Source organism: Brachybacterium timonense, from assembly GCF_900258505.1.
Classification (GTDB): domain Bacteria; phylum Actinomycetota; class Actinomycetes; order Actinomycetales; family Dermabacteraceae; genus Brachybacterium; species Brachybacterium timonense.
In genome coordinates, this window is sequence record NZ_LT984895.1 from 50,604 (window position 1) to 76,854 (window position 26,251).

Genomic DNA, 26,251 nt, shown 5'->3' on the forward strand with positions numbered 1-26,251 from the left:
CTGCTGGCACCGCCCTCTGCCCTCGAAGGAGCTTCCCATGTCTGCCGCTGACACCACGCACCCGCACCCGTCGCGTTCGCTGGATCCCGAGGCGCTGGCTCATGTGGCCGCGATAGTGCCCGGTTGGCTCGAGGATGTGCGCTTCAGCCGCCGCCAGTCCGGTCTGCAGGCGGCTATCTGGTATGACGGCGAGGTCGTGGCGAATGTTGCCGTCGGCGATGCCGATATGGAGGCGTCGACCCCGCTGCTGCCGACGCACCGCCTGCGGATCGCCTCCCATTCGAAGATGTTCACGGCTCTGGCGGTGATGCGTCTGGTGGAGCGTGGCCGTCTGCGGCTTGATGACACTGTCGGCGAGCGCGTCGCTGCGCTGGCCGACTCGCCTGTCGCTGATCGCACCCTGCGGGATCTGCTCTCGCATTCGGCGGGCATCTCCCGGGACTCGACGGATTCACGCTGGTGGCGCCTGGGCACCCCGTTCCCTGTCCGCCGTCAGCTGCTGGAGCTGTGCCGTTCACACGCCGTGGTGACCGAGCCGGGCGTGCACCTGCAGTACTCCAACATCGGTTACGGCATCCTGGGCCTGGTGATCGAGGAGGCCACCGACGCGCCGTTCGCGGAGGCGGTCACGGAGCTGGTGCTGGAGCCGGTGGGCATCGACGAGATCGGCCCGGACCTGCCGTCGGACGCCGCAGGCCCCGAGCAGGCCGACGGTTTCGCGCTCGGCCACACCGCAATGCTCCACGGTCCGCGGCGCCCCGTCGAACAGATCCCCACGGGTGCTCTCGCTGCCGCGACCGGGTTCTGGGCCACCGCCTCCGCTATCGCATGCTTCGCCGGTGAGGTGCTGACCCACGATGCGCTGCTGCAGCCACGGTCGTTGCGGGAGATGCGCCGACGGGTCTGGACGGTGCGCGACGGTGGCCACTACGGACTGGGCCTGCAGGAAGGCAGGTTCCATGGTTTCGCGGCGATCGGCCACTCCGGTGGTTTCCCGACGGGCCTCACACGCACCTGGGCGGTGCCCCGCGAACGCCTGGCGGTCAGCGTGCTGGGCACGGCCGTGGATGCGCCCAGTTCTGAGCTCGCGGTCGGGATCCTGGGCCTGGTGGCACTCGCCGCCGGCCGCCCTGCCCCAGAAGCGGACTCCTGGGAGGGCGCGGCGGCGCTCGGCGGGGCCAGCGATGGGCGGGAACGTCCCGCTGTGCTCTCGGAGCAGGACCCGGTGAGGATCCATGACCGACAGCTCGACGGCGCCGACGTTGCCGCCCTGGTTGAGGGCACCTATGACTCGCTGTGGGGGCGCAGCCGCATCGCCCGTATCGGGGATCGCCTGTTCTGCCTGGACGGTGCCGCCACCGATCCCGCGAGCACCGCCTTGGAGCTCGCACTGGATGGTGTGCAGGAGGATCCGATCACCCCGGGCGCACGCTGCATCCGGCTGATGACCTGGGGTGATGCGGGCTATGGAACGTGGGCGGAGCCGCTGCTGGCACGGGTGGCCGATGAATCCGGTTCACTGCGCTGCACGGGTGTGATCGACACCGGGCAGGTGCTCACGCCTTCCGACGAGTTCGTCATGCCGGATCGGGTGGTGCGACCCCGGGGCGGTGCACTCTGACGTGAGTGCGAGTCGCTGAACCGCCCGGCTTCAGCCGAGGAGTGGTGCGCCCAGGCGGGCGCGCAGTGCAGGGGTCAGGCCGTGCACCTGCACGTCGACGGCGGGGCGCCGCAGCCGCTCGGGGGTGACCATGAAGCGCTGCATCATCTTGCGCACACCGTTCTCCTCGATCACTTCGAAGCCGTTGTCGGCGTATCCGGCGCCGCGGGAGACGCCGTAAGAACGCATGTTCCCCACCACGGCGGAGGTCTCCGCGCGCTCGGCACCGAGATGGTCGAAAGCAACCACGAGCACGGCCTGCCGCATGAGCTTGCCGATGCCCTTGCCGTGCTCAGCGAGGGTGAGCCAGGAGCCGGTGTTCACCGTGCGGCGCACGGCGAAGTGCTTCGCGGCCACGTCCTGCATACCGATCAGCGCACCGTCACGAAACACCCCGAAACTGAGCGTCCAGTCCTCGGGGCTGAGCTCGGCGCGCAGGCGCCACTGAAACTGCACAGCGTTGCGCACACGCTCGTCGGCGTCCACGGCGTACCAGGGGAACACCAGGTCAGAGGTGGGGTCTTCGAACACAGGCCGACGCAGCAGCGCCGCATACGCGGGCAGGTCCGTATCGCGCAGCAGGCGCAGGGTGACGTCGTCTGCGGTGATGCTGAGACCGAAGGGCTCGAAGCAGTCGACCAGGGTGCTCTCCGATGGGGCCGACGGGGCTGCGTCCTTCGCTCCAGACAGATCGGGGCGGCCCTGCCTGCCCCGGTCCTGGCCGTCGGGCTCGTCGTGCGTGTGCATGGATCCAGAATAGGGCGAGGGCCGCGCCGCCTAGGGTGCCGTGCACACGAACCATGCACACGATCGTCGGCATCGAGCCTGCCCGACATAGAAGGAGACCACCCATGACGACCGACGTTCTGCTGACCGGTTTCGCGCCCTTCGGGGGCGCGGCGACGAACGAGTCCTGGGAGGCTGTGCGCGCCGCCACACCCCTTCTGGACCATGAGGGCGTGCGGGTCGTGGGGCTCGAGCTGCCGGTCGAGTTCGCCCGGGCCGGGCAGATCCTCGAGGAGGCGATCGAGTCGCACCGGCCGCGCGTGGTGATCGCCGTGGGCCTGGCCGCGGGGCGGACGTCGGTCACGCCCGAGCGGGTGGCGATCAATGTGCGTGATGCACGCATCCCGGACAACGCCGGCGCCTCCCCTGTGGATGAGCCCTGCGAGGTGGGTGGCCCGGTGGGTCGGTGGTCAACGCTGCCGATCAAGGCGATGGTGCAGGCCACCCGCGAGGACCTCGATCTGCCGGCTGCGGTGTCGCAGTCTGCGGGCACGTACGTGTGCAATGACGTGTTCTACCTGCTCATGGCACAGCTTGAGCGGCGCGCCGACGGGACTCGCGGCGGCTTCATCCATGTACCTGCCGCCACGGATCTTCCCGTGTCGGAGACGGCGCGGGCGCTCGCGCGAATGACGCAGGTGGCGCTCACACAGACGCAGGATGTGGCGCTCGCCGCAGGATCCGAACACTGATCCACAGGGTTGTGCACAGTCGTGGACGAATCACACCGGTGTGGTTCCCCAGTCCGCAGACATATCCCCAAAGTTATCCACAATTGGGGAAGATGACATCGGTGTGATTCGGTGGGCGACACGGTTGCGCGCGTGCTCCTGGCCCCTCGCGCACGGGGGCCGACGCATGCCGTACCCGGGCCCCGTCAACTGGGGACTCCGGGCCCCTCGCGCACGGGGGCCGAGCTTCGTGAGCGGCGCGGGATTCTGCGCGCGGGGCAACGTTCCGCGGGCGGGGCGCAGCTCGGTCGTGAGAAACCGCGCAGGCCCTGTCACCAGCTGACGAACATGTCCGGCCCCGCGAGCACGACCTTGACCGCGATCAGCGTCAGGCACAGCAGCAGGGCACAGCCGATCACCGCGGAGTGCAGGATCGCTGAGCGTCGGGACAGGGCGGCGAGGTCTGCCCCTGGTGTGGCCTTGGGCCGTAACGCGAACAACGCGGCCGTGGTGGCGGTGCCCAGAACAAGGCCGCCCAGGTGCCCCTCCCAGGAGATCCCCGGCACCGTGAAGGTGATGACCAGGTTCAGCACGATCAGCACGACGATCTGTCCGGTCTGCGCACCCATGCGCCTGCCCACCACGAACATGGCGCCGAACATGCCGAAGACACCGCCGGAGGCCCCCAGCGTGTACGTGACCCAGGAATCCGCGGCCGGGTTGGCGAACAGCAGCACCGCCGTGTGCCCGCCGATCACAGAGATGAGGAACAACGCGAGGAAGCGCCAGTGCCCCATGGAGCGCTCGAGGTACTGGCCCACCATCCACAGGGCGTAGCCGTTCAGCAGCAGATGCATGATCCCGGCGTGCAGGAAACCGGCGCTCACGAAGATCCACGGCATGGCGAGCACGCGATACGGGCTGAAGATCGCTAGGCCCTCGACGAGTCCGCCGGAGACGGTCTGTCCCAGGAACGCGAGGCCGCATAGCCCGAGCAGCACGTAGGTGACTATGGGGGTTGCCGCGCCGATGCGTGCCCCCATGGCGTTGCGGGGCCGTGCCGCGGCCTGGCTGCGGGTGAGCTCACGGTCGCAGTCAGCGCAGCGCATGCCGACGGCGGCGGGCCGTTGGCATGCGGGGCAGGCGGGCCTGTCGCAGCGCTGGCAGCGCACATAGCTCACCCGATCCGGGTGCCGTGGGCAGGTGGGATGGGCTGATTCGTGCTCGGCAGAGCCGTCGTCGGATCCGTCAGCGCTGTAGCCGTAGGTGGGGCGGTTCATGGAGTCATTGCACCATGTCGTCGCTGAACAGCCGCCGTCGGCCGCTCGGATCGCTGTACACGCTGCCCGGGGGAACCCGTCCGGATCGCTGTACACGCCACCTGGTCGACTCGCCCTCTTCCCGGGGGCTGCTCGTCTCAGTCGCTCGGGTAGGGGAAGCGTGCGAACAGCGTCTCGAATCGCGAGGTCTGCGTGGGGCTGATCGGGGTGACGGGGTCGAGCACGAACCGTCGGCGGCTGCCCGTCCCGGCGCGGGACCAGATGCCCACCACTTCGCCACGACGCACGGCCGTGCGCTTGAACACGCCATTGTTGCCGGGCACGAGCCGTGCGTGACGCTCATCGTCCATGAGGTAGAGCCGATCCTGATAGCCCAGCACGAGCTCATCGAAGCCGGGCAGCAGGAGCTCGCGCATGGTCTCCTTCTCCCGTGCGGCGTACTCCTCTGCGAGGCCGGGCCGCCAGTACAGGGTCTCCCCGCGGGAGGCGACGGCTTTCGCCGGGTCGGCGTGCAGCCGCCCCTGTGCATCGGCCCAGCCGCTCTCGAGACGGTCGCTGGCCTCGGCGAGCGCAGCGGTGATGCGGCCCATCGGCAGCTTGGACCACCAGGCGAGATCGCGGACCGAAGCAGGCCCGTGACTGGTGAAGTACCGCAGCGCGAGCTCAGCGAGCGCCGCATGCTCATCACCATGGAACGTGCCCTCGAGGTCGCTGCCCGACGGCAGCCACGTGGGTGCATGCACCACGGCGGTGTCGCCGTCTCGCCACGGTCCGTAGCAGGCCGTGCCCGTGGAGATGTGATGCACGAGCAGGTGGTATCCACAGCCACCCCGGGTCGGCACGCCCGCTGCCTCCCAGGCCGCGAACAGTTCAGCACGCGTCACTCCACGGCCCACGCCAGGGGTGGAGGCCGGAACGGCGAGTTCTTCCAGGATCTCCCCCGCGCGGCCCACATGCTCGTCGGTCAGGCCCAGGCTGCTGCGGCGCTTGATCGCGGCGCGCACCGGGGCACCAGCGCACAGCTGGGTGAGCCATGGCAGGGTCGCGGCGGAGGTGGCGAAGACGGTGCCGCGCATCGGGTAGCCGCGCACGATCTCGCCGCGATCGAACGCGGTGAGGACCGCAGCCGCGTCGCCACCACTGCGCAGAGCAAGGGAGGAGACAACGCCGGAGAGATCCTGACCCTGGTGAGCAGCGAACCCATGAGCGACCTGCGCAGGCGTCGGATACGCCGCCGTCGAGGTCGACGACGCAGTCCGCTCCTCGGTGCCTGAGGATGACACCGCGGCGGAGGTGGACGGCTCACTGACAGAGGGCGGCACGAGCCCCTGAGCGAGGATGCGCGCTCCGGCGAGATGGCGATGCGTCATGGGCCGAGCGTAGCGAGCAGGTCCGACAGACACGACGGGCATAACGGGAACAGCGCTCGTCGATGCGGTCGGCACGGCAGGCCCTACCGCTCGTGACGGAACGAGCCTCGCTCGGCACTTCCCGGCCGTTTTGCGACCCGTCCCGGACCTCTCTTCCGCTCGCTCACTCGGCGATCCCCGCTCGACACAGTCGATCGCCACAGTGGTTCCGGCGCTGGTCCGAGAATCCATCGAATGGTTGATCCGCTGCGACCTGCAGATTCCTAGGTTGGGGCACATCTGGAGTGCTGCCTGATCAGCGCTCGCTTCCTTCTTCTGTCACGAGGTCCCTACATGTCCACTCTTCACACTCGTCCTGGGCAGTCATCTGCTGAGCCAGTCGGCGATCTGAGCACTGACCGCAGCGCCCCGGGTTCGCCCGACCATGGTTCGGCCGCCCCCGGTTCGGCCGCCGCCGGTTCCCCCACTCCACGTTCACCCGCTCCCGGTTCGCCCGCCCCTGGTTCAGCCGCGCAGAGCTCACCCGCCCCGGATTCGGCGCCGACGGATCGCGTCGGCCGCCTCGCCGGCCTGCTCACCGGTCGCCGTTCCGCCTGGGCGGTGCTCGCTATCTCCGTGATGCTTCTGCTCGCTGTGATGGGCGGCATCCGCGGCACGGGCCCGGTGGCCGGCATGGACGCGCTTCCCGCTGAGGCGGAGTCCTCACAGGTTCACGCGATCGCGGAACGGCTCGACGGGCAGCGCTACCAGCCGGTGTTCGCCGTGGTCACGCGCGCCGATGGTGGCGAGCTCACCGACGCCGACCAGGCGTCGATCGCCAAGCTGCGCGAACAGCTCGCCGCTCAGACCGGCCGACAGGCCCTCGGCCCCATGCCCTCTAAGGATGGGAAGGCTGATCTGGCGATGGCCACCGTCGATGTGCAGCGCGATGACGAGCAGGTGGATCAGGAGATCGCGGATCTACGCGCAACCGCCTCACAGTGGACGCCGGACGGCCTGCAGGTGCAGGTCACCGGTGGCCCGGCTGTGGGGGCCGACATTCGTGGCGCGTTCGCAGGTGCCGACTTCCGGCTGCTCGCCGTGACCCTCGCCGTCGTGGCTGTGCTGCTCCTGCTCACGTACCGTTCCCCCGTGCTGTGGCTGCTGCCGCTGACGGTCGTGGCCCTGGCCGAAGGGGCGTCCCGCTCGGTCACCGGTTTCCTGGGCGAGCAGATGCAGCTGGCCTTCGATGGCGGTGTGGTCAGCGTGCTGGTGTTCGGCGCCGGCACGAACTACGCCCTGCTGCTGATCTCGCGTTACCGCGAGGAGCTGCGCCGTCACGAGAATCACCGCACGGCGCTCGCGACCGCGTGGCGCGGCACTGCCCCGGCGATCCTCGCCTCGAACCTCACGGTGGTGCTCGCCCTGTTGACCCTGCTGCTCGCGGTCATGCCGGCCACACGTGGCCTGGGAATCGCATCCGCCGCCGGCCTGCTGCTCGCGCTGCTGGCGGTGCTGTTCCCGCTGACCGCGCTGCTCGCGGTCACCGGCCGACGGGTGTTCTGGCCGTTCGTGCCCCGCGCCGAGCAACCCACCCACGCCCAGGCTGCTTTCGACGAGGCCAGCTCCGCGGGGGTCACGGGGGCAGGCGCGGGGGTCACGAGAGACACGGCGGCAGCCGCGGGTGCCACGGGGGCGGCCGCGGGGTCGGCCGCTGATGTCCCGTCGGCCCCACCCCGTGCGGATTCTGCTGAGCACAGTGTGTTCGGCCGCATCGCCTCTGCTGTGATCGCTCGTCCGCTTGCCTGGACGATCGGTGTGGTGGCGCTGCTGGGGCTGCTGGCCACAGGCCTTGTGGGCACGCGGGTGGGGCTCGCCCAGTCCGAGCAGTTCGCTGACACCAATGAATCCGCGAGCGGTTTCGCGGTGATGGCCGAGCATTACGGGGCGGGTGAATCGGCGCCTCACCGCGTCGCGGTGCCCACCGTGCAGGCGGATGCGCTCACGGCTCAGCTGGAGACGGTGCCCGGCATTGAGCGGGTCACACCCGTTGGGCAGACGGGCGATGGCTGGAGCGTGATCGATGCGATCGGTTCCGCGGAGCCGGAGTCCGATGCGGCCTTCGATGAGGTGCGGGCCCTGCGCTCGGCTGCCGCTGACACCGCACCGGAGGCTCTGGTGGGCGGGACGTCCGCCACAGCGCTGGAGGTGCGCGAAGACTCGTTCCGGGACCTCGCCGTGATCGCTCCGATGATCCTCGCCGTGGTGCTTGTGGTGCTGGTGGTTCTGCTGCGCTCGCTGGTCGCACCGTTCGTGCTGCTGGCCGCGAACCTGCTGAGCACCATGGCCGCGATCGGGCTGGGCCTGTGGGTGGGCGGCGCCCTGTTCGATATCCCGGCACTGGATGTGACCGTGCCGCTGCTGGCCTTCCTGTTCCTGGTGGCGCTCGGTGTGGATTACACGATCTTCCTGGTACATCGCGCCCGGCACGAGGCGGCCGAGCATGGCACCGCGACGGGCATGGTGCGCGCGGTCGGATCCACCGGTGTGGTGATCACGAGCGCTGGCGTGGTGCTCGCAGCCGTGTTCGCCGCGCTCGGTGTGCTGCCGCTCGTGGTGCTGTTCCAGCTGGGGCTGATCGTGGGCCTGGGCGTGCTGCTGGACACCCTGGTGGTGCGCACCATGCTGGTTCCGGCGCTGTTCGCCCGGATCGGCGACCGCATGTGGTGGCCCACCCGCCCGTGAGGGAGCCAGCGGCTCCGTCTGGCTACCCTGCATCTCGCTCGTGGGCACACCCACCCCGGAGGGAACCAGCGGCTCCGTCTGGCTGCGGGCTGGATGCAACGACGATCACGGAACACCCCGGCGCACCTGGCATGCCTGCGGCCAGGGTGCACGAGCGATCCCGGAGAACCAAGATCAGCCCGTCGGCCCCACCAGGCTGCGGCCCGGTTCATGCCGCACGTGACAGAACAGCGCCGTCCCTATGCCGGGGCGGCGCTGTTCTGTGCGTCTCGGATTCCGTCGCTGCGGAGCGTTCGGGCTGTTCAGCGGCCGACGGAGCCGAGAGGGGTGATCATTTCTCGATGGTGACCTTCTCGATCACGACGTCCTCGAGCGGACGGTCACGCATATCGGTCTTGACCGCGGCGATCGCGTCGACGACCTTCTTCGAGTCGTCGTCGGCCACCTCACCGAACACGGTGTGCTTGCCGTGCAGGTACTGGGTGGGGGCAACAGTGATGAAGAACTGCGAACCGTTCGTGCCCGAGGGGCGGCCGGTCAGGGCGTTCTGGCGCTTGCCCGCGTTGGCCATGGCCAGCTTGTAGGGCTCGTCGAAGTTCTTCTCGGAGATCTCGTCGTCGAAGGTGTAGCCGGGGCCGCCGGTGCCGGTGCCGAGCGGGTCGCCGCCCTGGATCATGAAGCCGTCGATGATGCGGTGGAAGATGACGCCGTCGTAGAAGGGGCGAGTGACCTTCTGGCCGGATTCGGCGTCAGTGAACTCACGGGTGCCCTCGGCCAGTCCCACAAAGTTCTCGACGGTCTTGGGGGCGTGGTTCGGGAACAGCTCCAGGCGGATGTCCCCATGGTTGGTGTGCAGAGTCGCGAACATGACGCAATCCTCGCACACGGCTTCGGGCGGGCGGTGCGGCGGCGGTGCGCTCGGCTGGACGGGGCGCGGCCAAGCTGGACGCGCGGGGCCGGGCCGGGCATGCGGGGCCGGGCTGGGCATGCGGGGCCGGGCCGGGCATGCGGGGCCGGGCTGGAACGGCCGGGGTATGTCAATCCGTGGCGGTATGCGTGGAGCCGCGGCAATATTGGCACGGCTTCACGAATACGTCCCTGGCGCGACGGGCCAGCCGGACGTTCCCGCGCGTGATGGACACTGTGTCGGCATACGTCCCTGGCGCGACGGGCCAGCCGGACGTTCCCGCGCGTGATGGACACTGTGTCGGCATACGTCCCTGGCGCGACGCGCCGGCCGGGTGGAGAAGCGAGTTGGGCGGCGGCTGCGCGGGCGACGGCTGCGGTGGCGGTGAGCGCCCCGCCCGACGGCTGTGACGTCTTCTGCCCTACGCCGCGTCCCGCGGTAGCCAGGTCCCCGAGGCTGCGCCCGTCGGCCTCCCGACCCTGTGGTCCGCGAGACTCCCTCGAAGCTCCCGGGAGGTCACGATAGAGTGACATCACGCGAGCCGGAGGTTGCGCGCACCGTCTGCATCCGTTGGATGTGGCGGGACGGACAGCCCCGGACAAGGACCATCGTCGGCCCCAGGCCGATCGAACCGAGAGGGGAGCCCCCTATGGCGTTCACCAAGGCCGATAAGAAGGCCAAGAAGCACGCGAAGAAGTCCGCCGACGCTGCGAACACCAGCGCGCTCAAGGCGCAGAAGGCGCTCGAGGAGCTGCAGAAGCTCGCCGCAACCACCGGCCCCGTCGTCTCCGAGGGTGCGCGTGAGGCCCGTGCCCGCGCCGCTGAGTTCGTTGACTCGGTGCGCCCCGGCATTGAGGAGACCCTGCGCCACCAGGGCGAGCGACTGGGCGAGCTGTCCCAGAACCTGGGCCCGCGCGCCGAGAAGCTGCGCGGCGACCTCGAGGAGGACTACCTCCCGCGCGCCCGTAAGACCGCTGCTGCCACCTCCACCGTGCTCGGCGCCGCCGCCGCGGCAGCCCGCAAGGAGATCGAGAAGGGTCAGGGTGACATCCGTAAGGCCGCTCTGACCCCCACCAAGCGCCCGAAGAAGTCGGGCGGTGCCGGCAAGGTGCTGCTCGTGCTGGGGCTGGTTGCTGCCGGTGCAGCCGCTGGCTACGTGGCCTGGAAGAAGACCCGTCCGGTCGAGGACCCCTGGGCTCCGCCGGCCGACTTCGCCCGCGCCCACTACCCCGCGTCCGCCGGGTCGGAATCCGACTCCGACACGGTCTCCGACACCGTCGGCTCCGCTGACGCCGGTGACGTGGCCGACGCGCTGAAGGGCGATGACCGCAGCTCGGACGTCACCCCGAAGAACGTGAAGGTCGAATCCGCTCCGTCGAAGGAGTCCGCATCGGCGAAGGATTCTTCGTCGTCGAAGGACAAGGACTCCGCGCCGGGCCGCGTGATCGACCCCGTCGGCAACCCGGAGGAGAATCCGCAGGATCCCGAGGGTCGCGGCGAGAAGCGCGGCAACCACCGCGGCGACGCCTGAGACTGACCTGAGCCGCTGAGGCACAGCCTTGGCGACCCGCACGGCGCGGCGGTCCCGTCTTCAGACGGTGGCCGCCGCGCCGTCGTCATCCATCCGGCCGCCGTTCCCGTTCGGCCGCCAGTCCCGTCCCTCCTTCCCGTTCGGCCGTCATGTCCGCCCGACCCCCGTTCGCGCGGCCGCCATTCCCGTCCCTCCTTCCCGTTCGGCCGTCATGTCCACCCGACCCCCGTTCGCGCGGCCGCCGTTCCCGTCCGGCCCTCGTGCGCGTTCGGCCATCATGGTCACCCGGCCACCGTTCCCGTCCCCCGCCGTCGTATCGCGTTCGCCTGCTGAAGGAGACCATGAGCGCTGCCCCTGAGCTGGTCACTGACCGCCTGCTGCTCACCCCCGTGCAGTGGGCCGACGAACACGAGCTGTGGCAGTTGCACAGCGACCCGGCCGCCTTCCGCTTCGACCCGGACGGCCCGCTCACGGAGCCCGCGCACCTGCGCTGGGTATTGCAGCGGTGGCTCACTTCATGGCGCCTCCATGACCGCGGGAACTGGACGGTGCGATCGCTGGACACGGCAGATGTGCTCGGCATCGTCGGGCTCGCGCCCCTGGACGCCGACGATCCGGTGGCCCCGGGCGAGCTGTCGCTGTACTACCGCTTCACCCCGGCGGTGCACGGACGCGGCTACGCCATCGAGGCCCTCAGTGCGCTGCTGGATCACCCCGAGCACGGTCCCGGTGTACGGGACGTGCTGGTGGTGACGTCCGGACAGAACGAACCGTCGCTGCGGCTCGCACGGCGCCTGGGCTTCGAGCTCGCACAGCCGCAGCGGCCCGTTCCCGCGGACCGGCCCGGTGACGTGCTGCTCATACGGCCAGGGCGCCGACGCCATACGCCAGAGTCCCACGGATACATCGAGCGGAGCAGCCGTGATGATCGTTGATGACCTGTTGGCCCCGTGCCCCGCAGGCGCGGGACGCTACGCCCCCTCCCCCAGCGGCGACCTGCATCTGGGAAATCTACGCACCGCGATCCTGGCGTGGGTGCTCGCGCGACGCACCGCACGCGCTTTCCACCTGCGTGTGGAGGATCTGGACCGCGTGCGCGAGGGTGCCGCCGAGCGCCAGCTAGAGGACCTCGCGGCGATCGGCCTGGACTGGGACGGTGAGGTGACCTGGCAATCGCAGCGCGCCGCAGCGCACGAGCAGGCGATCCAGACGCTGCGTGAGGAGGGCCAGGTCTACGAGTGCTATTGCACGCGTCGGGAGATTCTGGAAGCGCCCTCCGCACCGCACGCCCCGCCGGGCGCCTACCCGGGGACCTGCAGGCAGCTCACCGATGCGCAGCGAGAGGCTGGCCGGGCGAAGATGCGCGAGCTGCGGAGGGAGCCTGCGCTGCGGCTGCGCGCCTCCGTGGAGAGCTGGCGGGTGCAGGACCTGTGGGCCGGCAACGTCGATGGCGCCGTCGATGATCTGGTGCTTCGACGGGGCGACGGCGTCGTGGCATACAACCTGGCGGTGGTCGTGGATGATGCGGCCGCCGGTGTGGATCAGGTGGTGCGTGCCGATGACCTGCTGAGCTCTGCGCCGCGTCAGGCACATCTGGCGCATCTGTTGGGTTACAAGCAGCCGCACTACGCGCATGTGCCGCTCGCGGTGAACACCGACGGGGCACGGCTGGCCAAGCGTGACGGCGCTGTCACCCTGCGCGACCGCCTCGACCTCGGTGAGAGCGCGGACGACGTGGTCGAACGGATCGGCAGTTCCCTCGGTGTGCCCGGCTGCCGCACGGCGCGGGATCTGCTCGAGCAGTGGGAACCAGCTGCTCTCGTACGCGACCCGTGGGTCGTGGACCTGGCTCGATGAGGTCGCCGGTATTCCGGGGCACGCCAGCGACCTCCGTGGGTCGTGGACATGCCCGCAGCGCGAAGAACATTGACCCGTCGGCACAAGACCAAGGGGGTGTCCACGGATGGCGCGGCTGCACCGGGAGGGCGCCCAGACTTACCCGGCGCCATCTGCACTCACGGGAACCGTCTGCGCAGCGGTCAGTCCTGCGTGGAGTCGGCCGCTGACCCCGACCCGGATTCTGCGGCGGCGATCTCTCGCTGCTCGTCGCGGCGGCTCGAGACCAGCGAGGCGAGTGTCGCAACGGTCATGGCGACCAGGATGAACGTGAGTGAGAGCCAGGTCGGCACCTCGGGCACCTTCTCGAGGTATTCAAAGCCGGGAAGCCATTCCAGCGGCGCTTCGTGGATTGCGTGGATCAGGAGCTTCACGCCGATGAACGCAAGGATCGCGCCGATGCCGTAGTGCAGGTACTTGAGCCGTTCCAGCAAACCACCCAGCAGGAAGTACAGCTGCCGCAGCCCCATCAGGGCCAGCAGGTTCGCGGTGAACACCAGGAAGCCGTTCTTTGTGACACCGAAGATCGCCGGGATCGAGTCCAGTGCGAACATCACGTCCGTGAGGCCGATGGTGACGAAGACCAACAGCATCGGGGTGAACATGGTGCGGCCGTTCACCGTAGTGCGCAGCTTGTTCTCGTCATAGCGTTCGGTGACCGGGATGACCTTGCGCAGAGTGCGCATGATGAACGAATCACCATCGTCGTCATCGTCGTCGCTGACCTGCTTCCAGGCGGTCCACAGCAGGAAGATGCCGAACAGGTAGAACACGCCAGCGAACCTGTCGATGATCACCACACCCATGGCGATGAACAGGCCGCGGGCGATCAGCGCGATGATGATGCCCACCATCAGCACTTCCTGCTGGTACTTCCGCGGCACCGCGAACTTGCTCATGATCACGATGAACACGAACAGGTTGTCCACGCTGAGTGACTTCTCGAGCAGGAAGCCGGTGATGAACTCGCCGGCGAAGACCGCGTCAGCCATCACCCACAGCACACCGGCGAAAGCGAACGCCAGCGCCATGTAGAACACGAACGACCAGGCTGATTCCTTCATCGACGGCTCGTGGGGCCGCTTGATCACCAGCAGCAGGTCGATGAGGAGGATGACTGTGAAGACCACGAGCGACGCGATCTCGAATCCGAGGTGCAGTGTTCCCACGAAAGGGCCTTCCCATGAGCCGTCATCCCCACGCCGTCCGGTAGTCCTCCGGTGGTTGGCGCGGGTACCCCGCCAGCGTATAGCTCCCCGCCAGGGGGACGGCCAGGGGCATAGGCCAGATCAGTGGGATCTCACGTCCGGCCGACAAGGCCGGTGCCGTCCAGAGCGGGCCAGATCCACGACCACTCGCTTAATCCCGACTAACGCGGACTGTGCCCACCACAGCGGATGCGGGCCCAGAACATCGTCCGCCCAACAGCCCTGGCACGTCGCGCCGCATCCTCAACGGGCGCGAGCGAGGAACTCCTGGCGGGTCAGCGGCAGAGCCCCGTCAGCATGGGAGAGCAGCGTGTTGTGTACACGGTCTCGGGCGAGCAGCGCGGCGCCGTCCGCCACTGCGCTGGGTGGGCAGGCGGTTCCCTCGACCGGTGGCGGCTCGGTGACGTCACGCTCGATAGCCTCCCGGATGAGCGTGATCGCAGGTTCACGGAAGACAGGCTCCTGCACGGTGACGATCACGCGGTTCGGGCCAAGCACGGAGATCACGAGTCCCAGTGAGGCCGCGCCCTTCTCCATCTGGCTGACGAGCGCGGCCTGGGCCTCGTCGTCCCCGTCGCGGATCGCCCCCAGCTGCGCCTCAAGGTGTCGGTCGTGCCGAAGCCACCGTGTGCGATGCGGCGGCCACAGCGGGGAGCCTCCGACGACGGCACCCACGGCGTTCACACCGATCGGGTCCACAAGCAACATGTCGTCGGCGCAGTCAGCGCCGCGCGCACCCATCTCTGCCCGCAGCAGCGCGTACATGCGACTGACAGTGGTCACGGGTACCGGCAGGTCCCGGCCGAGGGTTTGTGCGGGGTCGGGGCCAAGGAGGTCTTGCAGGGCCTGACAATCCACCGTGGAGCCCTGTTCGGTCACGTGCGCGTTGAGAGCGATGGTGACCGACCATATCGATTTACACCCGTCGAAGAGGAGTCGGTCGATACCGTGACGAATCGCTGCATGCACGGCAGTAGGTTCACTGCGGGGGTCGAAGGGCTGCTCGTAGCATTTGTCGACCTCGCCGCAGACTCCACAGCGACTCATGCGCAAATCGGTGGCGGAGATCTCGATACCGATCACGTATCCGGCGGGATCCGCCAAGGAGAAGATCTGCGGCGGGCGTCCCGGGCCGACGATCTCCGCGCGTTGTGACTGCACCCAGTGCTTCTCTTCGAGGCCCTTCAGCACCTGCCCCAGAGGGCCAGCGGTGATGCCCGTGGTCGCGCGCAGATCGCTGACCTTCTGCGGACCGGACCGACGCAGGGCTTCCACCACCGCGCATTCATTCCAGTGGCGGATGAATGCGGGATCAGCTCCACGCCTCGCGAGATCCATCAGACTCCTTCATGCTCCGTCGTGCCGTGGCACCCTATCCATCCGCGATACGCGGTACGCCTTCCTGATCGGCACCGTGCACCACGGCGCCCTGGGCGCCGACCGAGAGTAACTTATCGCGGCAGACAGCCCCTAGCGACCAGTACTTTCGTCGGTGCCCCTCCTCCGAAAGCATCAACGTCCCTGTTCAGGCTCACGTCGCGCCCTCGTCGTGACATCACACCAGGGGTTACCAACGGGTCAGCACAAGGCCGACGACGGGGTGCACCGGATGCCAACGCCAGAATCACTCGCTCGCCCTGCGGCACCGGGCCGCAGGTCAGCACCGATCAGGGACGCCCGAGCGCGGCGACCTCCCAGCCGGCCGCACGCCAGTCAGCCGGGTCCAGCACACCACGGCCATCGATGATCCGCGGCTGCGCCACGAGCGATCGAACATGCTCAGGATCGAGGTCCCGGTACTCACGCCACTCTGTCAGCAGCAGGACGAGCTCGGCGCCGGTAAGGGCGTCCTCGAGGTCATCCACCGTGACCAATCCGGGGATGCGACGTTGAGCGTTCGCGAGGGCCTGCGGGTCCGTGACCCGAACGTCGGCGCCCGCCGCCATGAGCCGGGAGGCGATCTCGAGGGCCGGAGAGTCGCGCACATCGTCGCTGTCGGGCTTGAATGACGCCCCCAACACAGTGATACGGCGACCCGCGAGGTCTCCCAGCATGTCCTGGGCAAGTTCGACCACACGGTCGCGTCGGCGCTGGTTGATCGCATCGACCTCCCGCAGGAAGGCGAGCGAGTGGCCGGTGCCCATCTCCTCGGCGCTCGCGATGAAGGCGCGAATGTCCTTGGGCAGGCAACCACCGCCGAAACCCACGCCGGCGCGCAGGAACTTCTTGCCGATGCGGTCGTCCATACCGATTGCTCGCGCCACGTCGGTGACATCCGCGCCCGCCGTCTCGCACAGCTCTGCAATGGCGTTGATGAACGAGATCTTGGTGGCCAGGAACGCGTTGGCGGAGACCTTCACGAGCTCGGCCGCTTCCAGGCCCATCACCAGGCGCGGGGTGCCGCGCTCGAGGATCGGCGCGTACACCTCGTCCAGGATCCCCGCCGAGGGGTCCTGCTCATCGTGCGGGTCGCTCACGCCATAAACGATGCGATCCGGTTCAAGGGTGTCCTGCACGGCGAAGCCTTCCCGCAGGAACTCGGGGTTCCACATAAGGTGAACGCCGTCGAGTTGTTCGAGATCGGCTGCGAGCAGACGGGCGGTGCCCACCGGCACCGTGGACTTGCCCACTACGAGTGTGGGGGCGCCGGCCCGCGCGGACAGCACCTCGATCAGAGCGTCGACAGCGGCGCGCACGTACGTGAGGTCAGCCCCGAGCCCGTCGGCACGCTGCGGAGTACCCAGGCCCAGGAAGTGCACGTCGGCGTCGGCCACGTCCCGATAGTCGCTGGTGAAACGCAACGTCTGGGCCTGAAGGCCGCGGCGCAGGATCTCCTCGAAGCCGGGCTCGTGGAACGGGGCCTCACCCTGGTTCAGTCGCTCGATGCGCTGCTCATCGACATCGAGGCCGACGACGTCATGCCCGAGATCCGCCATGCTCGCCGCGTGGACCGCGCCGAGGTATCCCACACCGATGACGGAGATCTTCATGCTGCTTCTGCTCCTGCTTCTCCCGCGTCCGCACCTCGGCGGATAGGCCGTCCGCTGAGACTGCCACGCGCATGTGACGGGGAGGTGTACAGGGAGGATCGCCCAGCGGTCGACTGGGCGATCCAGGGGCCGACGAGCAGCCGGTCAGGGCTGCGGGTCGGCCAGCACGACGTCCAGGGTCTGCTCGATCGCGGCGGGAACGTCATCCTGCTCGTAGCCAAGCGTCGCCATCACCGGCTTGGGGTCGATCCCGAGGTCCACGGCGCGCACTCGGCCGCTGAGGACCATATGGATGCCATGCTCGACACCCTGCTCCGCAGCCTGCCGGTCAAGCTCCGCGAGCGTTGGTTCAAGCGCCTCGAACGGCACGAGAGGAACCTGGGTGTCCTGCCCCAGACGCCGGACGATCGTTTCGTAGAACTCCTGGTGGGAGAGGTTGTATCCGCCCAGGGCATAGGTGCCGCGGTGCTCTCCCTGCTCCATTGCACCCACAGCCGCTTGGGCCACCTGGCGCGTGGTGACCGCAGCCGTGATCCCGCCGGGATGCGCAGGGAACACCTGCTGGCCGCGAATCTGGTCCACGAACATCTTCCACAGCGGCATCCGCCCTGGCATCGTGCCGAAGATGTAGGGCAGGCGAAGGCTGGTCACGTCCATGGCGCCGTCGCCCTCAGCGAACGCCACCTGCTCCTGGAGCAGACGCATGATCGGGTATGCCTCGTGCTGCAGGCCGAGCTCAGGCTTCGTCTGGGCGAACTCGGCGAAGTACGAGCCGTACACCACGAACTTCTCCACTCCTGCGTCGCGGGCAGCTGCCGCGATGCGCTGCGTCGGCAGCACGTTGGCTTCGTAGAAGAAGCGGGCCGCCGGGGCAGGCGGGACGGTGCGCTCATCGGCGCCGATCGCGTACATGACGGCGTAGTGGCCGGCCACGAGCTCCGCAAGCTGCTCATCGCTGAACGCGGTGACGTCCTCCAGCCGGGAGTCGACGGCATCACCGAACTCGGCGAAGAGGTCGTCGGTGGGGATCGGCGGCAGAGCAACAGAGGTGACCTGATAGCCACGAGCCACGAGCTCACGGGTTGTGGCGTAGCCCAGCAGGCCGGTTCCTCCCAGAACGAGCACCTTCTTGGCAGACACGGCTTCTCCTTTGCGATGGGGATCAACGCCGGGGCGCCACCATCGTCGCGGGCCGCGGCGGGTCGTGCGTCTTCAGGCTAAGCGAACACCCGCGCTAAGAACGGGACGTTCGCGACGCCACACCCCAGGCGGCCGTGGCCTGACGGATCATGCCCTGGCTGCGGAGTCTTGGCTCTCTCTCGCATGGGGCGCTCGCCGCCATCGCTTCCCCTGTGGACTCCACGGCGTGACGCTCTCCGGCGAACAGGCGCCCACAGGGTTGCAGCGATGCGGCTCAGCGGATCCAGTGGGCGATCTGCTCGGGGATCTCGCCCTCTGGCACGGGCATCAGTTTCGACCAAGCGCCGTCGGTCTGAGCGATGCGGGCCGTCCCCAGATCAGCGGAAAGAACCCACAACACGTCCGCTGCCGTCTCCCACAGCAGACCCGTCTCCATCGTGGGCGCGTACGGGAAATCGTCGGCCCATATATCGGTTCCACTCGTGTCGCGCAGAACGACGCCGACGGCATTCCCAGCAGTGTCCAGCACGGCCGTGACCTCTCCCGACGGCGCCGCCACGGGGGTGCCGATTTCGGTCACGGGCTCCGGCCCCGGATCCTCGTCCTCTGTCCCGCCGCAGGCACTGAGCGCGGCCGCACTCATCCCGCTACCCACGGCGAGCAAGGGAAGGCGAAGCAGGAGCCGCCTACGCACGGGCTGCTCCGGCCCCGCGGTGCGCCGCTCGGCCCCCTGCAGTCCGCAGTCCGTGAATACCGACGGCCTGAGCCTCAGGGTGTGCTGCTCGAACCCGCGCAGTCCGCAAGCTATGAACGCCGACGGCCCCGGCCCCGCGGTGCGCTGCTCGATCACGGCGCGCTCGCCTCCGTCGGCCCCGGGGTGCTCGGCTGCTCGGGGGCAGCATCTGATGTGCGGCCCTCCTGATTCTGGGCAGCGCGCTGTTCATCGCGGCGGGCCCGCAGTCTCGCGCGTGCCTCGGGATCGGCAGCCAGGTCACGGATCATCCAGGCCATGGTGAGCCCCGCGTCCTCCATCAGGCGCAGGCCCTCCTCAGAGCGGGCATGGGCGGCGAAGGTCGTGGTGTGCAGGGCCCCGTCGGCCCCCGTGATGCCGACGAACGGGTGCAGCGAGGGCACGCGCTGGGACACATTGCCCATGTCAGTGGAGGCCGCCTGGATGCCGAGAGAGCCGCACAGCGGGCGGCCCAGGCGCGCCATGCCGCGGTTCCACAACCGCCCCAGCAGTTCGTCCTGGAGCAGCGGCTCGTATACGGGTTCGGTGGCCTCGATGCTGAGCTCGCAGCCAGTGGCCACGGCACCGGCACGCACGGCAGCGAACAGGCTCTCGCGCAGCACCTCGAACTCGGGCATGGTCAGCGCTCGGCATTCGACGTCGAGCACCGCACGCTCGGGAATGATGTTGGTGAGCCCATCCTGCTGCGGCACGAGCGCTATGCGCTGGCCATCGCGCATCCGCTGACGCAGCAGGCCAGCCGCCACCTGGGCGATCACGGCTGCATCGTTCGCGTTGATGCCGTCGGCCGGGTTCGCGGCGGCATGCGCGCCCCGGCCGCTGTACACGGCGCGCCAGCGGCCCACTGCCTGGCTGGTGGAGCCGATCGGGTCGTAGGTGTCGGTATGCGGCATGGGGTGCGCCATCAATGCCGCGTCGGCCTGATCGAACACGCCGGCGTCGATCAGCAGCTGCTTCCCGCCGCCGTGCTCCTCGGCCGGGGTGCCGATCACCTGCAGGGTCAGGTCCAGGTCACCGAAGGAGCCGTCAGCATCAGCGGCAGCATCACGCAGCGCGAGCGCGGCGCCCACGGAGGCGGCGGCGATGAGGTTATGCCCGCAGCCATGCCCGATGCCGGGCAGTGCGTCGTACTCGACGCAGAGCGCCACGGTGAAGGACCCCTCCCCCAACGTCGCGGTGAACGCGGTGGGCAGGCCGGTGCCGCGCTCGACAGCGAACCCGGCCTCCTCCAGCAGCGCCGTGGTGCGGGCGCACGCCCGATGCTCCTCGAACGCGGTCTCCGGGTCCTCGTGCAGGGCCAGGCTGTAGGCGCGGATCTGCTCGCGGCGAGCGCGGTGCGCCTGCTCAATACGGTCGAGCATGTCCGCCGCCGCCCACGCCACCGGGTCGCTGTGCTCCTGTGATGGACCGGTCATGCGGCGATCATCCCACGGTGTTGCGGCTCGGGGCGGCTACATCGATGTGAGCGGGTCGAGTGCGATCGCGCCCACGGGGCGGCGGCTCGGGGCGGCTCTTTCGCGTCGGCGGCCGACAGTGCTCCGCGCCCGGAAGGTGGGTGCACCGCGTCCTCAGGTGCCGCGCAGCAACGGCGGGTTCAGCCCCTCGCCGGGTCCGGCGCGGAACAGGCGGGCAGGCCGGCCACCGGTCTCCGCGGCGCGCCCATCGAGCTCTTCCAGGAAACAGGCGGAGCGAGTGGCCTTGCGGTGGAAGTTTCCGGCATCCAGCCGGGTGCCCCATACCGCTTCGTACACCCGCCGCAGCTGGCTGATGGTGAACTCCTCCGGCAGGAACGTGGTGGCGAGGGTCGTGTACTCGAGTTTGGAGCGAGCCCTGTCGATCGCAACCTCGAGGATGCGGGCGTGGTCAAAGGCCAGGTCAATGCTGTCCAGGTCATCGACCGCCCACCAGCGGGCGTCATCCACGTCCTCGCCCTGCACGGGGTCGGGCAGGTCTGCCCCGAGCGCCATGAACACGACGGAGACGATGCGTCCGCGCGGGTCCCGGCCGGGCTCACCGAAGGTGCGCACCTGCTCGAGGTAGACGCGGTCCTCGCCCAGGGAGGCTTCGTCGGCGAGGACACGCTGGGCGGCATCCACCAGGTCCTCTTCGGCGCGGACGAACCCGCCAGGAAGCGCCCACGCCTGCCCGTACGGGTCCGAGCGGCGGCGGATCAGCAGCACGCTGAAGCGTCCCTCGCGCAGGGTGAGGATCACGAGGTCTACGGCCACCGCCATGTGCGGGGCCGTCTCGGCGCTCATGCCGGCGGCTCCCGTCAGTTCTTCAGCCAGCGGTCCCACTTCTCCAGACGATGCTCGGCCTCCACGAGACGCACGGTGCCGGAGGTGGCGCGCATGACCAGGGACTGGGTGACGACGCGATCCTTCATGTACTTCACGCCGTTCAGCAGCTCGCCGTCGGTGATGCCGGTGGCGGCGAAGTAGCAGTTGTCCGTGGTGACCAGGTCGTTCGTGGTCAGCACGCGGTCAAGGTCGTGTCCGGCGTCAATCGCCTTCTGCCGTTCGTCGTCGTCGCGGGGTGCGAGCCGACCCTGGATCATGCCGCCCGTGGCCTTGATCGCGCAGGCTGCGACGATGCCCTCGGGAGTGCCCCCGGTGCCCAGCAGCATGTCCACGCCGGTGCCGCGGGCGGCGGCGATCGCGCCGGCCACGTCACCGTCCATGATGAACTTGACGCGGGCGCCGGCCTCACGGATCTCCTGCACGAGCTGCTCGTGGCGGGGACGCTCCAGCACACAGACGGTGACCTGGTTGACCGGCTTGCCGAGCGCCTTGGCCACCAGGTGGATGTTCTGCTTGATCGGCAGGCGCAGGTCCACGAAGTCAGCGGCCTCGGGGCCCACGACCATCTTCTCCATGTAGAACACGGCCGACGGGTCGAACATGGCGCCGCGCTCTGCCACAGCGAAAACACTCAGTGCGTTGTTGTAGCCCAGAGCGGTCAGGCGGGTGCCGTCGATGGGGTCGACCGCCACGTCCACCACGGGGCCGGTGCCGTCGCCCACCTTTTCGCCGTTGAACAGCATGGGCGCCTCATCCTTCTCGCCCTCGCCGATCACGACAGTGCCGTCCATACGCACGGTGTCCATGAAGGAGCGCATCGCGTCCACGGCCGCGCCGTCGGCCTTGTTCTTCTCACCGAAGCCGACCCAGCGGCCGCCGGCGATCGCCGCCGCCTCCGTGACGCGCACGAGCTCCAGGGCGAGGTTGCGGTCGGGAGCGGTGGTGGTGTTCTCCGAGTTCACAGTGTCTCCATCGTCGTAGCGGACTGCGAGAGAACGGGTAAGCGCGTACGGCGTCAGCGCGTCCCAGCGGGTCGTCACTGACCAACGCGGCACTAAGCGGTGCCGTTCTCGTCCCCCATCGTAGAGAAGGCGCTTGGGAGACATGCCAGGAAGGGTCCTGGCCGGGCCGCATCGTTCCGGTTCGTTCGTCCGCGAGACACCGCCCGGTCACCGTCCCGGTGCTATGGCCGGTGCCGACGGGGATCAGATGATCGGGCGGCCCTCCTTCTTGGCCTCCCGGACATCGCGCACGAAACCGCGTGCGATGACGATGAGGACTCCGGCGACGATCACCGGGAACATCAGGACGTAGACGGTCAGCAGAGCAGCGGACATCAGGATTCCTTCCGTTGCGACGAGGCGGGATGAGTCGTGATCACAGACAGGGCGCAGACCGTCATCGAGCCCCCTCCTGGGCAGTCTCGATCGCCTCGGAGGTGTCGAAGTCGCCGGTGATCTCCTTGATCCGCTCGAAGTCGAAGTCCATCGAGGAACGGACCGACATGCCCCAGCACACCAGGAACGAGACGGCGTAAGCGACCAGCGATCCGGAGAGCACCGCATAATCCCGCAGGAATCCGAATCCGATCGGAAGCATCACGACGGTGGCAATCGCTCCGATCACGAGCGCTGGGCGCAGTCCGAAGAAGCCGAAGGCCATGATGCCGAGGATGACGCCGACACCGATGATGGAGAGCAGTTCGACGATCAGCGCCCACGGGCCGGTCAGCGCGATCCATTCGAACCGCACGGGCAGGAACACGGCCAGTGCCGCCAGCACGGAGACGGTGAAGGCCATGTTGGTGACCTTCTTCCAGTAGAACGAGGCGATCACGGGGAAGACGAGGCAGCCCCAGAGAGCCCCGACGAAGACCAGCAGGTCCAGGATGTTGAAGCGAGCGGTGGCGAAGTAGAGAGCCGCCGCCGTCGCCACGATCATGGTGGCGCGGCCGATCAGCAGCATCGTTCGGGGGTTCGCCCGGCCGCGGCCCACCGACTGGCCGTAGATGTCGGCCATGACGATGGAGCTGAGCGCCGAGAGATCCGAGTCAGCGGTCGAGGACAGCGAGCCGATGATCATGAGGAAGGCGAGGGCGAGCAGGATGATCGGCAGATAGGTGCCGGCCATCTGCGGGATGAGGTTGTTGACGTCCCCGTCCATCGGAGCCACACCGAGGTAGAGCGCCATGACGCCGAGCATGCCGATGCCGATCACGGTGGCGCCGTAGCCGACGGTCGCGGTGATGAAGGTGGGACGGATGAGATCTTCGCGGACGGCGAAGAGGCGCTGGGCGATGGTCTGGTTGCCGATCGCATAGGCGAGGACCGCCGCGATGTAGGGGGCGCCCTGGTTCATGAAGGCGTCGGAGGAGAAGAAGCTCTGCTGGGCGGGGGTCACCCGCTCAGCGGCGGTCGCCGGATCGAACATCGACGGCCCACCGGCAGCGAAGAACACCACCGGGATGATCACGACGGCAGCGCCCAGCATGGCCATCACCTGCGCGAAGTCGGTGAGCACGGAGGCCCGGAAGCCGGACCACAGCGTGTACATCAGCACCCCACCGGCGACGATCAGGATGCCGGCGCCGAAACTCAACGGGGAGAGCATTGCGATGAGTGCACCGCCGGCGATGAAGTTCGAGGTCAGCGAGATGGTCGAGCCCAGGACATTGGAGCCGGCGAGCATCAGCTGGCTGGCGCGCCCATGCCGGGCGTACATGACCTCGGCAAGCGTGTGGGCTCGCGGGGCCACGGACCGGATCCGTCGGCCGAAGGGGTAGATGAACAGGATCATCAGGGCTCCCCACAGTCCGTAATGGATCGGGCCGGAGACGCCGTAGGTGTAACCCGCGGTCGCGGAAGCGTACATGGAGGACGCCCAGATCCAGGTGGCGGTCATCGACGCTGCGGAGATGCCGAACCCGATCTTGTTGCCGGCCGTCATGTAGTCGTCGGCGTTCTCCTGGCGACGGGAGATCGCCACAGACATCCACATCGTCCCGCCGTAGAAGATCAGCAGGAGCAGGATGACTCCGAGGGTTCCGAGCTGCTTGGTGTCGTCCAGTCCGGGCGGCACAGAGGGGTCCTTTCTATGTGACAGCGGGGGTGGAACCCGGTCGGATCGTGAGCGCGACCGGCTGTTCCGGCTCTCGGGAGGAGAAACGATCCTGACACACTGTCGGAACCGCTCGCATCCTGATCCGACCTCTGGGACGGGTCAGGGCGACGAGAACCTCCCGCCCCAGTCCCAGACCACGAGACCGTCTCAGCTCGAAGCGCGCGCCATCAGTCGGTGCGGCGCGATCACTCGACGTGGCGGGCCGTCATACCCCTGGATACGTTCGATCAGCATGTCCAGCACTGTGCCAACGAGCTGCTCACGCTGCGGATCGATCGAAGACAGTGTGGGCGTGGTGTAGCGCGACTCGCGGGTGTCGTCGTAGCCGATCACGCGGACCTGCTGCGGCACCTCGAGGCCGCGGGTACGCAGAGCGAGCATGACGCCTCGGGCGATCTCATCATTGCCGCACACAATGCCGTCAACGTCGGGGCAGTTAGCCAGCAACGGCGGCACCGCCGCGGCCCCGCCCTCCAGTGTCCACGTCTCCACCGCTTGGACGACGGGCGGCCCCAGCCCGCGCTCGGCAAGCGCCTGGCGATACCCGGCAACACGCAGCCGGCTGGTGGAGTGCTCTTGCGCGGCCTCGGCCACGGTGAGAGCGCCGACGTAGGCGATCCGCCGGGAGCCCCGCTGGGCGAGATGCGCGGTAGCATCCGCGGCGGCCTGCACGTTGTCGGTGTGCACGTAGTCGCTCCCCGCGGGCAGTGCCTGCTCGGGCACATGCTCGCCGATAAAGACAGTCGGTTGGATCGTGCGATCCATCGCAGCCAGCGTGTCCTCCCCGATGGCGATCGGGCTGAAGATGACGCCATCACCGATCACCCGGGTGAAGCCAGACAGCACACTGCGTTCCTCCTCAGCGCCGCCCACCGTGGTGTGCAGCATGATCGAATGCCGCCGCCGCTGGGCCTCCTGGGCGAAGGCCTGGGCGAGCTCCGAGAAGTAGGAGCCGGCAAGGGAGGGGATCGCGAGGGTGATCAGGCCGCTGGTGCCGGTGCGCAGCTGCCGTGCGCCCACCTGGGGCCGGTAGTTCAGCTCCCGGATGATCTGCTGCACACGTTCGCGGGTGGCGGGTCCGACGTTCGGCCGATCGTTGACCACATTGGAGACCGTTTTGATCGACACTCCGGCGGCGTCGGCGACGTCTCGCAGGGTGACGGGGCGGCGCCCTGCGGCGCGAGCGGGAGTCTCCGTCATGCGGGTCCTTCAGCAGCTATGCGTTCACCTGGCGGCCCGTGCAGCGGCCGCCTCTTCGATTCTTCCCTGCCAGGCACGCAGCAGCAGAGCCCACGTGGCGGCGACCACCAGGCCGCTGCCCATCAGAACTCCTACCGGCACGATCACCGCACAGACCACCAGTACTGAGCCGATGGTGACCCACCAGCCGATGCTGGCCACGGGCAGCAGCACCGGGGCGGCAGCGGCGGCCCGCCACAGGTCAGGGATCGAGACCTCGGGACGCAGCACCCGCAGGACGATGGCGTGGTGGAAGGCCGGGATCGCCCAGAGAAGCAGGACGGCGGCAGGGCCGAGCCCGTAGGGGACGAACCACCCCGGGGCGAGCCCTACGCCGGCGAGGACCAGGTTCAGCGCTGCAGCGGTGCCGATTACGAGGAAGGGGCCGACGGCGAGGCTGGCCGGCACAAGCTCCCGACGGAAACGCCCCAGGACCCTCGCCGCGGTGGCCTGCAGTTGCGGCGGTCTGTCCGAACGCTCCTCGAGCTCGGCCACGAGCGCAACACCGGCCGGGCCGATGCCCAGCACGATGCCACCGGCCAGCACCAGAGCGATCCAGCCGAGATGGAGCCCCACCAGGCGGGGCACCCAGGCCAGCGCACGCATCACCCCGGTGAGCGCTCCGCCCTGGGCGTCGGCCTCCTCCGGGCCGGCCCCCTCCACCGCGCTGGTCATCGA

At 68.7% G+C, this 26,251-nt stretch carries 22 protein-coding genes; 6 read left to right on the forward strand and 16 right to left on the reverse strand.

What is annotated here, in order from left to right; all coding sequences use genetic code 11:
- Positions 1-37 precede the first annotated feature (37 nt).
- Positions 38-1,621 carry a serine hydrolase domain-containing protein gene (locus C8271_RS00210; protein ID WP_106505618.1) on the forward strand — a complete coding sequence of 528 codons (1,584 nt, stop codon included), beginning with the start codon at positions 38-40 and terminating at the stop codon, positions 1,619-1,621.
- Positions 1,622-1,651: 30 nt separating this feature from the next.
- Here C8271_RS00210 and C8271_RS00215 read toward each other — a convergent pair whose 3' ends face one another.
- Positions 1,652-2,407, reverse strand: a complete 756-nt coding sequence (locus tag C8271_RS00215; RefSeq protein WP_106505619.1) for a GNAT family N-acetyltransferase — start codon at positions 2,405-2,407, stop codon at positions 1,652-1,654.
- A gap of 104 nt (positions 2,408-2,511) precedes the next feature.
- Between C8271_RS00215 and C8271_RS00220 the strand changes: the two genes are divergently transcribed.
- Positions 2,512-3,138 carry a pyroglutamyl-peptidase I gene (locus C8271_RS00220; protein WP_106505620.1) on the forward strand — a complete coding sequence of 209 codons (627 nt, stop codon included), beginning with the start codon at positions 2,512-2,514 and terminating at the stop codon, positions 3,136-3,138.
- Between the two features lie 311 nt (positions 3,139-3,449).
- Here the strand turns inward: C8271_RS00220 and C8271_RS00225 are convergent, their stop codons facing one another.
- Positions 3,450-4,397 carry a rhomboid family intramembrane serine protease gene (locus tag C8271_RS00225; protein WP_106505621.1) on the reverse strand — a complete coding sequence of 316 codons (948 nt, stop codon included), beginning with the start codon at positions 4,395-4,397 and terminating at the stop codon, positions 3,450-3,452.
- A 137-nt stretch (positions 4,398-4,534) separates the two neighbouring features.
- Entirely contained in the window at positions 4,535-5,767 is a 1,233-nt protein-coding gene (locus tag C8271_RS00230; protein ID WP_106507760.1) for a winged helix DNA-binding domain-containing protein, read from the reverse strand.
- A gap of 333 nt (positions 5,768-6,100) precedes the next feature.
- On the opposite strand from C8271_RS00230, the gene C8271_RS00235 reads away from it, so the two are divergent.
- On the forward strand, positions 6,101-8,491 hold the full coding sequence (locus tag C8271_RS00235) for an MMPL family transporter (protein ID WP_106505622.1): 2,391 nt from the start codon (positions 6,101-6,103) through the stop codon (positions 8,489-8,491).
- 331 nt (positions 8,492-8,822) lie between these two features.
- Here the strand turns inward: C8271_RS00235 and C8271_RS00240 are convergent, their stop codons facing one another.
- The gene (locus C8271_RS00240; protein WP_170957742.1) at positions 8,823-9,359 is read right to left on the reverse strand and encodes a peptidylprolyl isomerase; all 537 of its coding nucleotides are present in this window, start codon (positions 9,357-9,359) and stop codon (positions 8,823-8,825) included.
- Between the two features lie 688 nt (positions 9,360-10,047).
- On the opposite strand from C8271_RS00240, the gene C8271_RS00245 reads away from it, so the two are divergent.
- From C8271_RS00245 to gluQRS, 3 genes are all read left to right on the forward strand, one after another.
- Complete coding sequence (locus tag C8271_RS00245; protein WP_245920674.1) at positions 10,048-10,929, forward strand: hypothetical protein; 882 nt, start codon at positions 10,048-10,050, stop codon at positions 10,927-10,929.
- A gap of 341 nt (positions 10,930-11,270) precedes the next feature.
- Positions 11,271-11,864: a GNAT family N-acetyltransferase gene (locus C8271_RS00250; RefSeq protein ID WP_170957743.1), complete on the forward strand. Its 594-nt coding sequence runs from the start codon at positions 11,271-11,273 to the stop codon at positions 11,862-11,864.
- Positions 11,854-12,786: a tRNA glutamyl-Q(34) synthetase GluQRS gene (gluQRS, locus tag C8271_RS00255; RefSeq protein WP_106505625.1), complete on the forward strand. Its 933-nt coding sequence runs from the start codon at positions 11,854-11,856 to the stop codon at positions 12,784-12,786. The genes C8271_RS00250 and gluQRS overlap by 11 nt, the downstream gene beginning before the upstream one ends.
- A gap of 182 nt (positions 12,787-12,968) precedes the next feature.
- Here the strand turns inward: gluQRS and C8271_RS00260 are convergent, their stop codons facing one another.
- From C8271_RS00260 to C8271_RS00310, 12 genes are all read right to left on the reverse strand, one after another.
- Positions 12,969-13,994, reverse strand: a complete 1,026-nt coding sequence (locus tag C8271_RS00260) for a TerC/Alx family metal homeostasis membrane protein (RefSeq protein ID WP_106505626.1) — start codon at positions 13,992-13,994, stop codon at positions 12,969-12,971.
- A 282-nt stretch (positions 13,995-14,276) separates the two neighbouring features.
- Positions 14,277-15,371, reverse strand: coding sequence for an ROK family transcriptional regulator (locus tag C8271_RS00265; RefSeq protein WP_106505627.1), 1,095 nt, complete (start codon positions 15,369-15,371; stop codon positions 14,277-14,279).
- Between the two features lie 329 nt (positions 15,372-15,700).
- The gene (locus C8271_RS00270) at positions 15,701-17,023 is read right to left on the reverse strand and encodes a UDP-glucose dehydrogenase family protein (protein WP_106505628.1); all 1,323 of its coding nucleotides are present in this window, start codon (positions 17,021-17,023) and stop codon (positions 15,701-15,703) included.
- Positions 17,024-17,167: 144 nt separating this feature from the next.
- Positions 17,168-18,163: an NAD-dependent epimerase/dehydratase family protein gene (locus tag C8271_RS00275; protein WP_106505629.1), complete on the reverse strand. Its 996-nt coding sequence runs from the start codon at positions 18,161-18,163 to the stop codon at positions 17,168-17,170.
- A 274-nt stretch (positions 18,164-18,437) separates the two neighbouring features.
- Positions 18,438-18,743, reverse strand: a complete 306-nt coding sequence (locus C8271_RS13645; protein ID WP_138774488.1) for a hypothetical protein — start codon at positions 18,741-18,743, stop codon at positions 18,438-18,440.
- A gap of 266 nt (positions 18,744-19,009) precedes the next feature.
- Positions 19,010-20,329 (reverse strand): M20 family metallopeptidase, encoded by a 1,320-nt coding sequence (locus tag C8271_RS00285; protein ID WP_245920676.1) that lies wholly within the window; start codon positions 20,327-20,329, stop codon positions 19,010-19,012.
- A gap of 153 nt (positions 20,330-20,482) precedes the next feature.
- Positions 20,483-21,172, reverse strand: a complete 690-nt coding sequence (locus C8271_RS00290; protein WP_212591307.1) for an NUDIX hydrolase — start codon at positions 21,170-21,172, stop codon at positions 20,483-20,485.
- Between the two features lie 14 nt (positions 21,173-21,186).
- Positions 21,187-22,320 (reverse strand): class II fructose-bisphosphatase, encoded by a 1,134-nt coding sequence (gene glpX / locus C8271_RS00295; RefSeq protein WP_106505631.1) that lies wholly within the window; start codon positions 22,318-22,320, stop codon positions 21,187-21,189.
- Between the two features lie 99 nt (positions 22,321-22,419).
- On the reverse strand, positions 22,420-22,551 hold the full coding sequence (locus C8271_RS13930) for a putative transporter small subunit (protein WP_212591308.1): 132 nt from the start codon (positions 22,549-22,551) through the stop codon (positions 22,420-22,422).
- Positions 22,552-22,612: 61 nt separating this feature from the next.
- Positions 22,613-24,211 carry a sodium:solute symporter family protein gene (locus tag C8271_RS00300; RefSeq protein ID WP_106507763.1) on the reverse strand — a complete coding sequence of 533 codons (1,599 nt, stop codon included), beginning with the start codon at positions 24,209-24,211 and terminating at the stop codon, positions 22,613-22,615.
- A 270-nt stretch (positions 24,212-24,481) separates the two neighbouring features.
- Positions 24,482-25,534 (reverse strand): LacI family DNA-binding transcriptional regulator, encoded by a 1,053-nt coding sequence (locus C8271_RS00305; RefSeq protein WP_106505632.1) that lies wholly within the window; start codon positions 25,532-25,534, stop codon positions 24,482-24,484.
- Positions 25,535-25,558: 24 nt separating this feature from the next.
- Positions 25,559-26,248 (reverse strand): DUF624 domain-containing protein, encoded by a 690-nt coding sequence (locus C8271_RS00310; protein ID WP_106505633.1) that lies wholly within the window; start codon positions 26,246-26,248, stop codon positions 25,559-25,561.
- Positions 26,249-26,251: the final 3 nt, after the last annotated feature.

Excerpts from the sequence above, each read along its gene's own strand:
- C8271_RS13930 (WP_212591308.1), bottom strand. The coding sequence starts at position 22,551 with ATGTCCGCTGCTCTGCTGACCGTCTACGTCCTGATGTTCCCGGTGATC.
- C8271_RS00245 (WP_245920674.1), top strand. The coding sequence starts at position 10,048 with ATGGCGTTCACCAAGGCCGATAAGAAGGCCAAGAAGCACGCGAAGAAG.
- C8271_RS00225 (WP_106505621.1), bottom strand. The coding sequence starts at position 4,397 with ATGAACCGCCCCACCTACGGCTACAGCGCTGACGGATCCGACGACGGC.
- C8271_RS00210 (WP_106505618.1), top strand. The coding sequence starts at position 38 with ATGTCTGCCGCTGACACCACGCACCCGCACCCGTCGCGTTCGCTGGAT.
- C8271_RS00300 (WP_106507763.1), bottom strand. The coding sequence starts at position 24,211 with ATGTGGATGTCTGTGGCGATCTCCCGTCGCCAGGAGAACGCCGACGAC.
- C8271_RS00310 (WP_106505633.1), bottom strand. The coding sequence starts at position 26,248 with ATGACCAGCGCGGTGGAGGGGGCCGGCCCGGAGGAGGCCGACGCCCAG.
- C8271_RS00265 (WP_106505627.1), bottom strand. The coding sequence starts at position 15,371 with ATGGATCTCGCGAGGCGTGGAGCTGATCCCGCATTCATCCGCCACTGG.
- C8271_RS00230 (WP_106507760.1), bottom strand. The coding sequence starts at position 5,767 with ATGACGCATCGCCATCTCGCCGGAGCGCGCATCCTCGCTCAGGGGCTC.
- C8271_RS00285 (WP_245920676.1), bottom strand. The coding sequence starts at position 20,329 with ATGACCGGTCCATCACAGGAGCACAGCGACCCGGTGGCGTGGGCGGCG.
- C8271_RS00215 (WP_106505619.1), bottom strand. The coding sequence starts at position 2,407 with ATGCACACGCACGACGAGCCCGACGGCCAGGACCGGGGCAGGCAGGGC.
- C8271_RS00220 (WP_106505620.1), top strand. The coding sequence starts at position 2,512 with ATGACGACCGACGTTCTGCTGACCGGTTTCGCGCCCTTCGGGGGCGCG.
- glpX (WP_106505631.1), bottom strand. The coding sequence starts at position 22,320 with ATGTCTCCCAAGCGCCTTCTCTACGATGGGGGACGAGAACGGCACCGC.
- C8271_RS00250 (WP_170957743.1), top strand. The coding sequence starts at position 11,271 with ATGAGCGCTGCCCCTGAGCTGGTCACTGACCGCCTGCTGCTCACCCCC.
- C8271_RS00240 (WP_170957742.1), bottom strand. The coding sequence starts at position 9,359 with ATGTTCGCGACTCTGCACACCAACCATGGGGACATCCGCCTGGAGCTG.
- C8271_RS00235 (WP_106505622.1), top strand. The coding sequence starts at position 6,101 with ATGTCCACTCTTCACACTCGTCCTGGGCAGTCATCTGCTGAGCCAGTC.
- C8271_RS00305 (WP_106505632.1), bottom strand. The coding sequence starts at position 25,534 with ATGACGGAGACTCCCGCTCGCGCCGCAGGGCGCCGCCCCGTCACCCTG.
- C8271_RS00270 (WP_106505628.1), bottom strand. The coding sequence starts at position 17,023 with ATGAAGATCTCCGTCATCGGTGTGGGATACCTCGGCGCGGTCCACGCG.
- C8271_RS00290 (WP_212591307.1), bottom strand. The coding sequence starts at position 21,172 with ATGAGCGCCGAGACGGCCCCGCACATGGCGGTGGCCGTAGACCTCGTG.
- gluQRS (WP_106505625.1), top strand. The coding sequence starts at position 11,854 with ATGATCGTTGATGACCTGTTGGCCCCGTGCCCCGCAGGCGCGGGACGC.